We start from the raw sequence: 15,002 nt of genomic DNA, 5'->3' as shown, positions 1-15,002 counted from the left end.
GCTTAGCAATACTCGATGCGGTTCTTTCCGCTGTGTTTTGCTTTCAATAACATTCGATCGCAAATATCTATAAAGTGCCTTGCTGAAGGCACTTTTTCCATTGTTGCAGGATGGTAAGCTGCGATACCGATACTCGCGGTAATTTTCGTTGTTCGATGCATCCCCAAATCAAAGGGATGGTTTTCTATCAGTTTGCGCAATCTCTCGGCAATACCGGATGCCACGTCAATCCCCGCACCGTCCAACAAGATCAAGAACTCTTCCCCTCCATAACGGAAAATCTTGTCTGATTCTCGCACAACTTGCGAGAAGAGTTCACTGACTTCTTTCAACACATGGTCGCCCGCTAAATGCCCATGACTGTCATTGATGAATTTAAAATCATCTAAATCCAGCATAACAATTGCAACATTGCGTTTATTGGCAATTGACAGGCTCAGAGCGCTGTCTATCAAGGCTTCCATATCATGTCGAAGATAGAAATGGGTCAAAGGATCTTTTTGTAACTCTTGAATAAAAGACATTTGAAACGCTAAACCGATACGGTTCGACAAATCCAGTGCCATGCCATAAAACCGGGACAACAGGAAAACCGCCAAAGCATATTCCTTACTTTTTACAAAGAACAGGAAGTTTTGGCTCATGATATGCTGCAAGGAATGTAGCTTTTCCAACTCTGTTCTTTCGTCATCATCTAAGCAAGTGTGGTTAGCCAACTGCTCGGTCAACGGACAAGCCCCATAAGCCATCTCGGGTAAAGGCGAGTTCCCATCCAGCAAATGAGTAAGAATCTCTTTCAAACATATGAGTGGTTGGTTCGCGAGCTCAGCATAACTGCGGCGTAGCAACAGGTTGCGTTTTTCGAGAGTTATCGCTATTTCATGTGCCATTTGCTGAATATAACTCTGAAAATAGCCCTCAGCCGCCGCCATTTTCTGCAAACTCAGTCTTCTGAAAAGCTGATGATCCACCAACCAATGTTCATTGAAATAGATAGGAATAAGCTGTTGAAGTTTGTGATAACCGGCATATAAATCTTCAAAAGGAAGACCTATATTGATATGCACTTTGCCGATTTTCAATCCGTTTTCATGAATATCTTCGTCGGACAACTCAAGTAATTCTAGGAAAGATTGTCCTTGTTTTTGACGAATCAAATCCACGTCATGACTTTCAAAAAACACGGCGTAGTGAGGTTCAGAAAGCAACTCCCGATAAAAATGTCGGAAAAGCTCATCGATGATTTTTTGCGTTGATTTTTCAGTCATAAAATACGTTTAAGACCTCCTGAGCAACAGCGCTAAACTCCATAATACCGAAAATGCCGTATCGTGACGTAAAATTACTTTATGGAAAATCAAAAAAATTTATCAAAATTACTCCTTTCCATCCCCAAACAGGTTCAAAATATACCTGTATTCACTCTGTATTAGACTTGAAAGCGCTTTATGCAAATCCAAATTCGTCCATTCAAAACCCTTTTACTACTGCTACTTTGGTCAAGCATAGCTTTTGCTGTCGTACCAGCAGAGACAATACCCTCCACAGGAAAAACCGCTTTGAATTGGTACGAGATGATTTTGCAGCTGCTTGGTGGTTTGGCAATCTTCTTATTCGGTCTAGACCTCATGGTGAAAGGACTGTTGTCCATCGCAGGCGGTCGCATGAAAACCCTACTCGCTACCCTGACAACGAATCGTGTGATGGGGGCTCTGTCCGGAACTTTAGTCACTGCGGTTATCCAATCTTCATCCGTTACCAGCGTGTTGGTGATCGGGTTCGTTGCCTCCGGCATGATGACTTTGATGCAAGCGGGAAGCATCATCATGGGTGCCAACCTCGGTACCACCATCACCGCACAAATCGTTGCTTTCAAGATTTACAACTTAGCGCTCATCATGGTCTTTGTCGGTTTTCTGATTCAATTTGTCAGTGAAACTCATATCCGCAAAAATATCGGGCAACTGCTGTTGGGATTGGGGCTCTTGTTTATCGGGATGAATTTGATGGGCGAAGGCATGTCCCCACTCAAACACTACGAACCTTTTCTAGAAACCCTAAAAGAACTCGACCACCCTCTTTACGGCATACTCATCGGCCTTGCTTTTACCGCGTTGGTTCAATCTTCATCTGCCACCATCGGGATTGTCATCGTCATGGCTAATCAAGGGTTTTTGACGCTTCCAACCGGTATTGCGCTGTCCATGGGCGCGGACATCGGTACCTGTATCACGGCAATTCTCGCAACGATTGGACAATCTCGCGATGCAATTAGGGCTGCCCTGATTCATGTGATGTTCAACGTTTTCGGCGTCTTGTTATGGTTACCCTTTATCGGCACTTTGGCGACATTGGCCGTCTATATTTCTCCAGAAGGTGGTAGCCACCTCAACGAGATGATGAACTTGGCAGCAGATACCCCACGTGAAATCGCGAACGCCAATACCCTGTTCAAACTTTCCGCTTTGATTCTTTTCTTACCGTTGCTCGCAGGATTTGTCTGGCTGAGCTATCGCCTGTTGCCTATTTTAGACGATGAAAAGCAACAATCTTTCGACCCAAAATACTTGGACGACAACTTCTTACAAACACCACAATTAGCGTTTGGTGCCGTCATCATGGAATTGAACGTGTTTCGGGAAAAACTCAACAACCTGTTCCAACACTTCATCAACAATAATTATCCGGTACAGTTGAATGCCCTTAAGTTTGAAGAAAAAGTCCTCAGACAACTTCGCCAGTATCAACATCAAATACTGATTTATCTCAGCAAAGTTTCACGAGCTGACCTTGATGAAAAACAACAGCAAAAATATGTTGAATTGATTTCTGTGGTGAATATTCTGGAATCGGTAATGGAAACCATCCAAAATGGGCTGTTAGATGCCCGCCATCAAACGTTCGAGTATCAACTTAAGGTAAGCCCTACCATGCAGGAATTAATGGGCAATATCACCAAAGAAGTGGTGAAATCATTAAATAATGCACTGATGGCTTTGGATGATCAGCAAAAAGAAAAAGCTTTAGAAGTGTTTTCGGCAAAGTCCGCCATAGATGAAATGATTCAGATCGCGCTTAAGCATCAGGTGAAACATATGCAATCCGATGAATCCAGACTGGTCATTTTTCGGATGGAAATGCAAATCGTCGATGCCTTGAAACGTTTACACACTCTGGCAAAACGTATCGCAAGATTACAAAACAAGGGATTGTCTCCTCCCCCTCAAACCTAAAAGGATCTTATATGAAAAAGTTATGGATAGTCGCTGGCCTGCTGGTTCTCGGCGGTTGTGCACACAACCAGCAGTTCATCAAAGCCCCTGGTCAAACCAATGATTCATTCAGAAACGATATGCTTTATTGCAAAGGTGAAGCCACCGGCGCATGGAATGACCGTAATGGCGTGTCGAAAATGAACATCTACAAGGGCGAAATGGGCGCTATTTCCTATGAAGACTGTATGCGTCAGCTAGGTTATAAACAGGCCTACTAAAGGGTGTCGGATGCCAAAGCGGATTGAACTCTTTCGGGAACTTCCGTTAAGAATTCCGGCTCGGCTTTACCAATAAAATACCCTTGCGCCATCGTGATACCGAAGGCTTTAACGGCCTTGAGCACTTCTTCAGACTCGATGAATTCGGCAACCGTCTCAATACCTACCGATCTGGCAAGCGTTACCGCACTTTCCACAAAGGCGAAGTCAATTCGGTCATTCAACATATTGCTGATAAACTCCCCTTCGATCTTCAAATAATCGATTGGGAAACGCTTCAGATAATGGAAAGACGAAAACCCGGAACCAAAATCGTCAATAGCAAACATGAACCCTTCAAATTTCAGCTCTCTTACGAATTTTTCCAATAGGCTGATGTTTCTCACCGTTTCACGCTCGGTAATCTCCAGCACGATACGATTCGGTGCAATCTGAAACTCCTTAGCCAATTCTTTCACCTTGTTGATGAATTCGTTCAATATCAGCGCACGAGGGGAAATATTAATGAACATCAACCCTTGATAATTTTGCTCCTGCATCTTGATAAAGGCTTTCTTAATCAACAAGTAATCCAGTTGATGCACGACCCCCATGCCTTCGGCAATATCGATGAATTCACTTGCCGAAACCAATTCGTCGTCCTTACGAATACGCATCAACAATTCATGAACCTGAATACCGCCATCTTGGTTAGCAAAAGATAAAATCGGTTGGAAATGCGGCTCGATACAATCTTCATCCGCCAAGGACTGCATGATGAACGCACTTTTTTCGGTGTTGCTTCGATAAAGATCCGCCAGCTCATTTTCATCTGGGAAGCAGAATTGGTTTTTACCGTTGCGTTTGCCCTTGTACATCATATTATCGGAAACGATAAATAAATCCTTGGCGTTATCGGCGTGCTCAGGATAGTTCGCTAGACCGATCGAACAGGTCAGGTAAACACGCTCGCCACTGGGATCAATTTCTTCGATATGATGAATTTCATCCATCACGCGTTGGGCAATCAAATGCGCTTGCTCAATATCGGTTTCCGGTAAGAGTACACAGAACTCGTCACCGCCGTATCGACTGAACATATCCTCATTTCTAAGTGCTTCTTCAACTTTGTAAGCCAAAGCCTGAAGCATCTGATCACCAAATGCATGACCATAACGGTCATTGATAAGTTTGAAGTTATCACAGTCAATCATCATCAACGAAAAGTGATAGTTATTACGATCGGCACGTTGCATTTCGTAGTCCAACAATTCGTGGAAAACGCGGCGGTTGTACAAATTCGTCAAAGGATCCCGCGTGGCGTAATATTCCAAATCATGAGTATATTTGTTGATGGCTTTGATTGATCCGACAACATTGATTAAGGTCGTCAAAATACTTTCAATCACGATAGTACGGGTTAAATCTTGACTAACTGCCTGCACACCAATACCCACAACCCCGCCAATACGAGGCTTTTCAAGAATCAAGCTTTTCGCTTGAGTTTCAATATCTTCTTGAATAGCATCCAAAGTAATTTCATCATTGGAAATACTGTGGTGGATATCTATTTGCGGATTCAATTTCAGAATCGGGTGTTCCAAAATTTGTGATTCAGCAATTTTTTCAAAATGCTTCTTCATCTCTTCTGAAGGCTTACCTGCCCAGAAAATTTCCATGCCGAAACGTTCTTCATCATCTGTTCTAAACACCACAAATAGCCCATAAATCGGCAATATTTTGGTGATTTCAATAATCAATTGATTTACATGTTCTTTCCAATCGCGAACCACTTCTGAAGTGATAATGAATTTATCGAGCAATTTGATTTCAAATTCGAGAATATCCCTATCAACAGCAACCGTTTGAAGTTTTTCCGAGAGTTTTTCAAACTCAGAACCCAACCTTTCAAGCTCTTTAAACTCATAAAATATGTCGGCGGACTGGATATGTTTCAAGTCTCTAACTTTATGAATGTTTTCGACTTTTGTACGGAGGGAATCAATGACTTTTTCTAAGAAATTGTTCAATTTCAAACTGATTAAATAGGCAACGATAATCGGTAATGGCAACAAGAAAAGGAAGAATAACAAGAAACGCTGATTGGCTTCTGATAGCGTGTGAGACATATTCTGACGAAAATGCATCACCCCTAAAACGTCCCCTACTTTTGCCTGGGTATGACACATCAAACATTTCTGCTCTGCTTTAAGCGGAAACAAGCTGTCCAAAACAGTATTTTGGCTAGTCGACAATGGTTCTTTGTTTAAGAAAACCTGATCCAAACGCGCTTTGAAATCTGGTGAAAGCGACTGTGTTTGTGGAATGGCACCGAACTGCTTACTGACCACTTGCCCTCGAAAAATATCGATATTGATATCGGATAATTCATAGGTCTTTTGGGTCTTTTCAAGGAATTCATTCAGCTGCTTTCTGGTCCAACCTTCACTCATGATTTGATACATGTTGTCAAAAGTCAGTCTGGAAAAAGTCTCTGCCGTACGATGATTATTTTGGATAATCGAGTTTTCAAAAAGCTTTGAAGAAAAGTAATAAGAGCCAACAAAAATCAATAAAGACGCTGCTAGAGCGCCTAGCAAGATGATTTTTCGAATGCTCGGTTTTTTTAAATCCATTTTAAACAATGACTATTTTCAACTGTAATATTCAACATAGTGTAGTTAACCGCATTAACCGCTACCAATAAATTCTTGTCGTTTTATTGATAAACATCATTAATATAAGGGAATTTTCAATTGACCCCAACCTGGTAGATTTTATCAACCTTTACCAACATTTTCCGGCACTTGGATTTTATGGAATATCGCATAAAGCACCGGCACAAACAGTAGTGTCAATACGGTCGCAAATGCCAAACCAGCCATAATTGCCACGGCCATCGCCACAAAGAAAGCATCCGTCAATAGCGGAATCATACCCAATACGGTCGTTAATGCACCCATACTGACTGGACGGGTTCGGGAAAGAACGGAATGAATCACTGCATCAAATTTCTCTCTTCCGTTTGATAACTCCAAATTGATTTCATCGATCAAAACAATCGAATTCTTAATCAACATTCCCGTCAAACTGAGGAAACCAAGCAATGCCATAAAATCAAATGGCTTATCGGCAGTATAAAGTCCAAACCCAACCCCTACCAGCGCCAACGGAACCGTTAGCCAGATAATGATGGGTTCTTTGACAGAGTTAAACAACATGACAACAATCAACACCATCATCACCACAAACATTGGAATAGACGCCATCAAACTCTCTTTTGCGTCATTGGAAGACTTGTATTCCCCTTCCCATTCCAGTCGATAACCATCCGGCAACTTCAAGGCCTCTATCGGCGCTTTTACTTTCTCGAAAATGGAGCTTTTCAACGCGCCGATTGCCGGATCACACATCACCTTGAATTTTCTCATACGGTTTTTGGTGTGGGAGGCTGCATCGACGAATTTCACTTCGATTTTCTTAATGACTTGGTTGATTGGCACATATTTACGCGCACCACTTGACCAGACCTGAATATTATTGATCTGGCTGACATCCAAACGATCTTGTGCGGAAGCACGCGTTACCATTGGAATCATTTCGTCCTGTTCACGGTAATAACCTACCGTCAGTCCGTCGAAATTCAAATCTAAACTCTTGTTGAAGTCTTCTCGAGTCACACCGACTTCACTGGCACGTGCTTCATCAAAAATAGGAACCACTTCTTTGACCCTTTCTCGCCACTCAGTACGTATCGCTGTTCCCCCTTTTTCACGCATAATGGTTTTGATTTCTTCGCCAATATGACGCAATACATCAGGATTCGGTCCATAAACAACCGCTTCTACCGCTGGATTGGTTGGACCTAATGCAAATTTTTCAGGTCTCGGCAGTACGGACGGATAATGATCTATCACATACTGTCGGAACTTCGCCATTAACTCTGGAATATCATGGTAATCCTTAACGGTAATGACCAAGAATCCATAACCTGAAGGATCTTTTTCCGGGGTATAAGTCAGTAGAAATCTTGGCGCACCACTGTCAATGAAACTGGTGACATCTTTAACTTTATTGTCTTTTTTAATCACTTTTTCGATTTGATCAGTGATTTTCTTTACCTGACTGATATCGGTATCTTCAGCAAAGTAAAGGTGAAACATAAACTGGTCACGTGTCGAAGAAGGAAAGAAACTGCTCTTTAAATTACTAAATGCTAGGAAAGACAAAGCCAACAAACCAATCATGACCATGACAGTCATCCAACGTCTTCGAATAAGAACAACCAAAATGGACTTTAATCCATGATAAAACTTATTATCAAATGGATCTTTATTTTCTTCACCTGCTTTCACTTTGATGAACATCACACCCAATAAAGGCACCACTGTGATTGCCACCAACCAACTCAACAGCAACGAATAGAAAATGACATAGAACAGTGAACGGGTATATTCTCCTGTACTGTCTTGCGATAAACCTATGGCACCAAATGCTAATACGGCAATAACCGTTGCGCCCAATAATGGCCAAAAACTTTGAGAAACCACTTCACCGGCGGCTTTGACTCTATCCATGCCTTTTTGAATACGAACCAACATGCCATCAATGACAACGATGGCATTATCCACCAACATTCCTAACGCAATGATTAACGCCCCTAAAGAAATGCGCTCAAGCATAATGCCTTGCATTTTCATGATGATAAACGTTGCCATAACCGTAACGAACAATGCGGTACCGATAATACTGGCACTACGGAACCCCATAAAAATCATCAGAACAGCAATAACAATGACCACCGCTTCCATCAAATTCACCATAAAGGCGTTGATAGAGGCGGTTACACGATCCGATTGCAATGAAATAGGGTGCAGCTCTATCCCCACAGGAATTTCGGCTTGTAGTTGGTGTAGCTTGGCTTCTACTGCTTCACCCATTTTAACGACATTACCACCTTGAACCGTGGATATACCCAAAGTAACGGCTTTGACACCGTTAAATTCAATGTATTTACTGGCAGGTTCCTGATAGCCTCGATAGACCTTGGCAATATCTTTCAAATAGATCAGTCGTGAAGATTTGTTGTCATGGTCTTTGGATTCAATCACTAAATTCTTGATATCGTTGACCGCGTCCACTTTACCCGTTGGATTAATGGTGATGTAATCGGGTCCAACTTTGACTTTCCCGGCAGGAATCAGTGTATTTTTGTTGTTTAAACTGTCGAAAATTTCATCTAGACCAATGCCTAAAGTCGCAATCTTGTCTCGATTCAACTCAATGTAAATAATTTCTGGCTGTTGGCCTTGAATATCGATTTTGGCGACATCTTTGACTAGTAGCAGTTGTTTCCTGAGAAATTTGGCATAGTCATACAGTTCTTTATAACTGAAACCTTCACCAGTCACTGCATAAAGCGTGCCGTAAACATCTCCAAAATCATCATTAATGATAGGTTTGGAAACACCTGGAGGGAGTTGTGGGATGACATCATCAATCTTCGAACGAAGTTTTTGCCAAATAAGCGGTAAATCCTTCTTACCGTATTTGTTTTTCATGGTGACGGTAATAACTGAAGTGCCGCGTTTATTGAGTGCTTGGACTTCTTTTACTTCCCCTAACTCTTGTATCTTGGTTTCGATTTTGTCGGAAACCTCTTCTGCCACTTCCTGTGCGCTAGCGCCCGGATAATAAGTAATAATCAAGGCATCCTTAACCGTAAACTCAGGATCTTCGAGGCGTCCTAAATTTTCATAGGAAAAATAACCGGCAACAATAACAAACAAAGTGAAAATTAAGGTGACTGTGCGTTTCTTAATGGCGTATTCAGCAATATTCATGGCGCGCACCTCACTGCTGCTGAGGTAGAAGTAGTTTTACCTGTTGGCCTTCCGTGAGGTAATGCACACCGGCAACGACAATTTTCTCTTTTTCCGTAATCCCCTTAAGAACTTCAATAGAACTGCCTTTTAATTCACCGATTTCCACTGGTTTTTTATGAACTTTATTGTCTTTATCAATCACCCAAACATATTGTTGATGACTGCCTTCAGGATCCGCGAATACAGCATCAATCGGTAATAATATTGCACCTGACAATGTCGGACCTGATAGCTCTACTGTCGCCGTCATGCCTGGAAAGAGATTGAATCCTTCCTTATCGATAATTCCCAAAGTAATTTTATAAGTACGGGTGACTGAGTCGGCTTCTGTCGCAAATTCATTGACCTTTAACGGAAATTTCTTATCCGGTATAGTCGAAATAACCGCATCTATTTTTAGTCCATCTGAATGTTTTTTCTGCGCAATGATTTGCTCTGGAACAGACACAACGATTTCTAAATCATCATTATTTTGTAAGCTGATAATAGATTGTTTCGCTTGTATATCGGTAAAGTTTCTAACGTATTGTTTGGCAACCGTTCCTGAAAAGGGGGCTAAGAGTTTAGTGTCTTCCAATGCCTTTTTGGCCAAACGAACATTGGCATCGGCTTGATCTTTTTGTGCTTGAAGTTTATCTAAATCAGATTGTGAAATGTACTCTTTGGAAATGAGCCTTTTGCCTCTCAAATAATTGGCGTTGGCATTTTTGAAACCGGCAACTGCAGAATCATATTTGGCTTGAAAATCTCGAGGATCCAAAGCACCAATTAACTCACCTTTCTTAAGATGTTGCCCTTCTTTAATCGGTAATTTAGTCAATTTTCCAGACACTTGAAAAGATAAATCAACACGATCTTTGGCTTGTAAGGTTCCAGGAAACTCTCTTACTCCTGTGCTATTCGGCGCGGAAACCTCAATATATTTAACAGGTCTGATAATTTCCTTCGTCGTTTCTTCGGAATCACTACTACAGGCAGCTACGCCAAAAGCTACCGTCAGCATAATAAAAATTAAACGCAAATTCATGAATACATCTCCGAAGGTTTTTATTGTTTATTATGCGTATTTATACGATTTTATCTAATTAAAATCAAAATCATCCAGCTTTGGTTGCGGCGGATTTCCGTCATAAATCAAATTGGTTCGATATTGCATGTAAGACTCTCTCATAAAAATATAAGGGTCCGGCTGACTTTTCATTTCGCCTGTTAGATTCACAACTTTGGTGTAATCGACAAACTTACTGCCGACAAACAGTAGTGCTCTACCCGATAAATCTGTCTGAATGACATAAGGGTAAGTTGGGTTATAAACCGAATCAATTGATCCACCAACCAATTCACGCGTGGTATAAGAGCCCAAAATCGGCACCATGATAAAAGAAGATTTATCCCAAAAACCCCATTTATAAAGGGTTTGACCTAAGTCTTCTTGTTGATATTTTAGTTTGGCAGGAGTTGCGATATCCAATAATCCGGCAAACCCCAAAGTACTGTTAATACTGAATCTCATAAAACTGCTGAGCGCTTCTTTTGGTTTACCCTGGAATAAAGCATTAACCACATTTAGCGGCTCTTTCAAATTTTGAAAAAAGTTACTGATGCCTTTTCGTGCCGGAGATGGAACATAATTCTGATAGGCATTCGCAACCGGCATACCGACAGCATCATTAAATGCCATGTTAAAAGCAAATACGGCACGGTTATAGGATTCATAAGGATCTTTGTCATTCATCGGTGAACCGGGATCAGCAAAAGCCGATACCGAAAATAACAGTAATAAACTCAAAAATAATGTCTTCATAAATATCAATTTTTGGTCGTGCAAGGTAACTGAATCGACAACAAAAGTTCCTGGAAGAGTTTGAGTAATTTCGTTCTAGGAAAACTTTTTCGCCAAGCCATAATAACCGTTCTTTTGGGAGTAGGGGCAGTAAGTGGCTTATAAATCAATAATTCATTATTGTTTTCTTGAGCTGCAGTGCAGGGCAAAATGGTTAATCCAGCTCCTGAAGCCACCATGTAGCGAATGGTTTCTAATGAACTGCCTTCCAATGTTTTTTGTAATGGATGGCTTTGATAACCGGAGTGGTTTAAATTAGGGTAGGCTTCAAGCACTTGATCTCTAAAGCAATGTCCGGCGCCCAATAAAAAAACCACATCTTCTTCAATTTTTTTTAAATCGATTTCTGATTCTATTGCCATTTTGTGATGAACCGGCAATGCTGCAACGAATGGCTCTTCATAGAGGGTTATTTTTTCAATATTCTTATCATCGAAAGGTTCGGCTACCAAGATGATATCCAATTCTCCCGATTGCAATTTTTTCGCTAATTCATGAGTGTAGTTTTCTTCTACCGTTAAACGAACTTGAGGCGCATGTTGGTTAAGTTGTTTGATAACACTGGGGAGTAAATAAGGGCCAATCGTATAGATAGCACCGATGTTCACTTCAGAAACTTCAGAGAATTCATCCTTCGCAATCTGTTGAATCATTTGCGATTGCTTCAATATGTTTTCAGCAATTTCAATAACTTGCTTACCAATTGGCGTCAGAATAACGTCATTCTTTCTTCTTTCAAAAAGGGTGACATTCAATTCTTCTTCTAACTTCTTAATGGCAACGCTTAGGGTTGGTTGACTGACATAGCAGTTTTCAGACGCTTTTCTGAAATGTCTGGTCTTGGCTAATTCAACGCAATATTTAAGTTCGGTTAATGTCATATTATTTAAAGAAAGATATATATATTCTTTTTTTCTTTTTTTTGTTGTTATTAGTGAAGCACTATTTGGTGCATAACTCTACAAATCAGATTGTTTTCAATGATTTATAGTGTGGATATTTCTTGTTTAATTTTAATGGTATCCACTTGATGAGGTGTGATTTATTTGTGGATAAATTTTGGATCTTTCAGTTATTCAAATTTTATTCACAACTTATAACAGGTTTTACAAAAGTTTTTCACTGCCTGAGTTTTTAAGGATTATATTATTATCGCGCTTATAATAATTAAATTAAATTATTACACTTATAATTATGTCACTAGCCCAATTGATAAAAAATCGTCGTACGGTTTATCAGTTTGAAGATAAACCTGTTTCATTGGATTTGGTTGAATCCTTTATTGAAGCTGCTGTTTATGCGCCAAATCACAAACTGACGGAACCTTGGCAGTTTTTGGTTCTTGGTCATCAAACTCAAAATCGTTTAGCTGAAATTTATGCGAGAAATCGTGCATCGAAAAACCATGAAGAAGGTTCAGAAGCTTATCGTTTGTCTTTTGAAAGTTCAATCAAGAAGTTTTTGGCGATTCCACAGTTGGTTTTGGTAGTTCAAAATCTGGTGGAAGATCCGGTTGTCTGTAAAGAAGATTACGCTGCCTGCAGTTGTGCCATACAAAATTTTCAGTTATCTGCTTGGGAACAAGGAATTGGCGTGCAATGGAGTTCAGGACCGATTCTAAAAGATCCTGAAACCTTTTCAATTTTAGGATTGGACAGTAACTCTCAAGAGTTGATTGCCGCTTTATATATGGGTTATCCGTTAGCAGTAGGCGAATCTCAACGCAAAGCGGTCTCAGAAGTGATTAAACACTACGATTAATTGAATTGGATGGATTCGTCGTCGTCTGAATAACTTAAACCATTTTGGCTTAGAGATTGTCTCAGGAAGCGTTTGAAAAGTAGTTTATTTTGAACGGCTTCAGGGAAGTCTGTAAACAATAGTATTTCTTTTTTGATTAATACATCGATAACGTCTTCTGTGATACGAACCATGTCTAAATCCAGGTCGTACATGATGCGTTTGACGGTTTCTTGATTATCTGTTTTTTGGATAAAGTTTTTTACTTCTTCATTGAAAATAGATGATTTCACATAATCTGGCTTTTGATCAAAGCAGATATCGATAATTTGATTTTTTTCATCTCTCTTAACGTAGATCATGGAATCATCCTATTTTTTAATTTTCAATTTCAGAGATAACGCTTCCAAGCAATTCCGTCAGACGATCGTTTTCTGAGTAATCGACTGGGCAATCAATAACGGTGACTGTATTTGAAGTTAAAGCGGTTTTCAATGCAGGTAGTAATTCATCAGCAGCGTTAATTCTGATGCCCGTAGCACCAAAAGCTTCGGCATACTTAACGAAGTCAGGGTTTTTGAAATCTATGTAAGCAGGGCGTCCATAACGGCGTTTTTGCTTCCAATTAATTAACCCATACTGATTGTCATTCCAGATAAGGATCACAAAAGGGGTTTCACTGCGCAATGCAGTTTCAATTTCCTGTGAATTCATCATGAAACCTGCGTCACCGGTGACGGCGACAACGGCTCTATCTGGAAAGGCGAGTTTTGCGCCCACAGCTCCGGGAACGGCAATCCCCATACTGGCAAAGCCGTTTGAAATAATACAGGTGTTTGGTAACTCGCAACGGAACATACGTGCCATCCACATTTTGTGAGCGCCGACATCACTAATAGCGATATCTTTTTTACCCATTGCGGTTCTGAGATCCCAAATGATTTTTTGTGGCTTCATTGGCCAATCCTGGCTTTGAGAAACACGTTCCATTTCATCAAATAGAGATTGTCTCAATGGGAATTGAATTGGGGTTTTCGGTTGTTCAGGTAAGGCTTGTCTTAAGGCATCCAAATTAAATGCAATATTACCGACCAATTCAACATGAGGGATGTAACTGTAATCCACCTCAGCAGAACGAGTATCGATATGAATAATTTTATGTTTGCGGTTTGGATTCCACAGGTGAGGGTGGTATTCCACCATATCGAAGCCGACACAAATCACCAAATCCGCTTCGGCAAACCCACCATTGTTGTAATCGCCTTTCTGTAATCCTGTTGTTCCCATGGAAAGTGGATTCTTGTAATGTGGAACCACGCCTTTTGCCATGAAAGTATTAATGATTGGAATATTGTAATGGGTTGAGAAAGCATAAAGGCTTTCTGATGCTTTGGCTCTGACCGCGCCGTTACCAACCAAAATCAAAGGTTTTTTGGCAGCTTGGATAATGTCTGCCGCCTGTGCAATCAATTCTGAATCTGCCAGTGTTAATTTGGATTGAATAACCGGTAAAGGCAATTCCTCCACTTCCATTTCACTGATGTTTTCCGGAAAGTCTATAAACGAAGCGCCTGGTTTTTCTGCCTGAGCCAATTTAAAAGCTTTTCGCATGACTTCTGGAATGGTTTCCGGTTCAAGAATTTGAATGGCATATTTGGAAATGGGTTTGAACATACTTACCAAATCCAAAACCTGATGAGATTCTTTATGCATGCGCGTCGTGGCGGCTTGTCCGGCAATGGCAACAACAGGGGAGTTATCCATATTGGCATCCGCAACCCCTGTGACCAAGTTGGTGGCACCCGGACCTAGCGTGGAAAGACAAACACCTGCCTTCCCGGTCAAACGACCATAGACGTCTGCCATAAAAGCAGCGCCTTGTTCATGGCGGCAGGTGATGAATTTGATTTTGGAATCAACCAAAGCATCCATGATCTCCATGTTTTCTTCGCCTGGGATGCCGAAGATATATTCGACGCCTTCATTTTCCAGACATTGAACAAAGAGTTGCGATGCTTTCATTAGAAGTCCTTTTTATCCATTGTTAACTTCTACCCAACCT

The 15,002-nt window shown here is 40.8% G+C and carries 11 protein-coding genes; 3 read left to right on the top strand and 8 right to left on the bottom strand.

Going from position 1 to position 15,002, the window contains the following annotated elements; all coding sequences use genetic code 11:
* Positions 1-2 precede the first annotated feature (2 nt).
* Positions 3-1,268: a GGDEF domain-containing protein gene (locus tag F8R13_RS05900; RefSeq protein WP_152832546.1), complete on the bottom strand. Its 1,266-nt coding sequence runs from the start codon at positions 1,266-1,268 to the stop codon at positions 3-5.
* A 180-nt stretch (positions 1,269-1,448) separates the two neighbouring features.
* Between F8R13_RS05900 and F8R13_RS05895 the strand changes: the two genes are divergently transcribed.
* Both F8R13_RS05895 and F8R13_RS05890 read left to right on the top strand, forming a co-directional pair.
* Positions 1,449-3,233, top strand: coding sequence for a Na/Pi cotransporter family protein (locus F8R13_RS05895; RefSeq protein WP_152832544.1), 1,785 nt, complete (start codon positions 1,449-1,451; stop codon positions 3,231-3,233).
* A gap of 11 nt (positions 3,234-3,244) precedes the next feature.
* On the top strand, positions 3,245-3,493 hold the full coding sequence (locus F8R13_RS05890) for a hypothetical protein (protein ID WP_152832542.1): 249 nt from the start codon (positions 3,245-3,247) through the stop codon (positions 3,491-3,493).
* Here F8R13_RS05890 and F8R13_RS05885 read toward each other — a convergent pair.
* From F8R13_RS05885 to F8R13_RS05865, 5 genes are all read right to left on the bottom strand, one after another.
* On the bottom strand, positions 3,490-6,108 hold the full coding sequence (locus F8R13_RS05885; protein WP_152832540.1) for a bifunctional diguanylate cyclase/phosphodiesterase: 2,619 nt from the start codon (positions 6,106-6,108) through the stop codon (positions 3,490-3,492). The genes F8R13_RS05890 and F8R13_RS05885 overlap by 4 nt on opposite strands.
* Before the next feature lie 144 nt (positions 6,109-6,252).
* Positions 6,253-9,315 (bottom strand): efflux RND transporter permease subunit, encoded by a 3,063-nt coding sequence (locus tag F8R13_RS05880; RefSeq protein ID WP_152832538.1) that lies wholly within the window; start codon positions 9,313-9,315, stop codon positions 6,253-6,255.
* A gap of 10 nt (positions 9,316-9,325) precedes the next feature.
* Complete coding sequence (locus tag F8R13_RS05875; RefSeq protein ID WP_152832536.1) at positions 9,326-10,384, bottom strand: efflux RND transporter periplasmic adaptor subunit; 1,059 nt, start codon at positions 10,382-10,384, stop codon at positions 9,326-9,328.
* Positions 10,385-10,438: 54 nt separating this feature from the next.
* Positions 10,439-11,161, bottom strand: coding sequence for a VacJ family lipoprotein (locus tag F8R13_RS05870; protein ID WP_152832534.1), 723 nt, complete (start codon positions 11,159-11,161; stop codon positions 10,439-10,441).
* A 5-nt stretch (positions 11,162-11,166) separates the two neighbouring features.
* Complete coding sequence (locus F8R13_RS05865) at positions 11,167-12,081, bottom strand: hydrogen peroxide-inducible genes activator (protein WP_152832532.1); 915 nt, start codon at positions 12,079-12,081, stop codon at positions 11,167-11,169.
* A gap of 313 nt (positions 12,082-12,394) precedes the next feature.
* Between F8R13_RS05865 and F8R13_RS05860 the strand changes: the two genes are divergently transcribed.
* Positions 12,395-12,961 carry a nitroreductase gene (locus tag F8R13_RS05860; protein WP_152832530.1) on the top strand — a complete coding sequence of 189 codons (567 nt, stop codon included), beginning with the start codon at positions 12,395-12,397 and terminating at the stop codon, positions 12,959-12,961.
* Here the strand turns inward: F8R13_RS05860 and F8R13_RS05855 are convergent.
* Both F8R13_RS05855 and F8R13_RS05850 read right to left on the bottom strand, forming a co-directional pair.
* Positions 12,958-13,302 carry a hypothetical protein gene (locus tag F8R13_RS05855; protein WP_152832528.1) on the bottom strand — a complete coding sequence of 115 codons (345 nt, stop codon included), beginning with the start codon at positions 13,300-13,302 and terminating at the stop codon, positions 12,958-12,960. The genes F8R13_RS05860 and F8R13_RS05855 overlap by 4 nt on opposite strands.
* 16 nt (positions 13,303-13,318) lie before the next feature.
* Complete coding sequence (locus tag F8R13_RS05850; protein WP_152832525.1) at positions 13,319-14,962, bottom strand: acetolactate synthase large subunit; 1,644 nt, start codon at positions 14,960-14,962, stop codon at positions 13,319-13,321.
* Between the last annotated feature and the right edge of the window lie 40 nt (positions 14,963-15,002).

Source organism: Hydrogenovibrio sp. JE_KL2, assembly GCF_009296185.1.
GTDB lineage: Bacteria > Pseudomonadota > Gammaproteobacteria > Thiomicrospirales > Thiomicrospiraceae > Hydrogenovibrio.
The sequence above is the reverse complement of the archived record's forward strand: the minus strand, read 5'-3'. Positions and strand labels throughout refer to the sequence as shown.

Coding starts and splice junctions, on each gene's coding strand:
- F8R13_RS05900 (WP_152832546.1), bottom strand. CDS start 1,268: ATGACTGAAAAATCAACGCAAAAAATCATCGATGAGCTTTTCCGACAT.
- F8R13_RS05880 (WP_152832538.1), bottom strand. CDS start 9,315: ATGAATATTGCTGAATACGCCATTAAGAAACGCACAGTCACCTTAATT.
- F8R13_RS05865 (WP_152832532.1), bottom strand. CDS start 12,081: ATGACATTAACCGAACTTAAATATTGCGTTGAATTAGCCAAGACCAGA.
- F8R13_RS05870 (WP_152832534.1), bottom strand. CDS start 11,161: ATGAAGACATTATTTTTGAGTTTATTACTGTTATTTTCGGTATCGGCT.
- F8R13_RS05855 (WP_152832528.1), bottom strand. CDS start 13,302: ATGATCTACGTTAAGAGAGATGAAAAAAATCAAATTATCGATATCTGC.
- F8R13_RS05875 (WP_152832536.1), bottom strand. CDS start 10,384: ATGAATTTGCGTTTAATTTTTATTATGCTGACGGTAGCTTTTGGCGTA.
- F8R13_RS05850 (WP_152832525.1), bottom strand. CDS start 14,962: ATGAAAGCATCGCAACTCTTTGTTCAATGTCTGGAAAATGAAGGCGTC.
- F8R13_RS05885 (WP_152832540.1), bottom strand. CDS start 6,108: ATGGATTTAAAAAAACCGAGCATTCGAAAAATCATCTTGCTAGGCGCT.
- F8R13_RS05890 (WP_152832542.1), top strand. CDS start 3,245: ATGAAAAAGTTATGGATAGTCGCTGGCCTGCTGGTTCTCGGCGGTTGT.
- F8R13_RS05860 (WP_152832530.1), top strand. CDS start 12,395: ATGTCACTAGCCCAATTGATAAAAAATCGTCGTACGGTTTATCAGTTT.
- F8R13_RS05895 (WP_152832544.1), top strand. CDS start 1,449: ATGCAAATCCAAATTCGTCCATTCAAAACCCTTTTACTACTGCTACTT.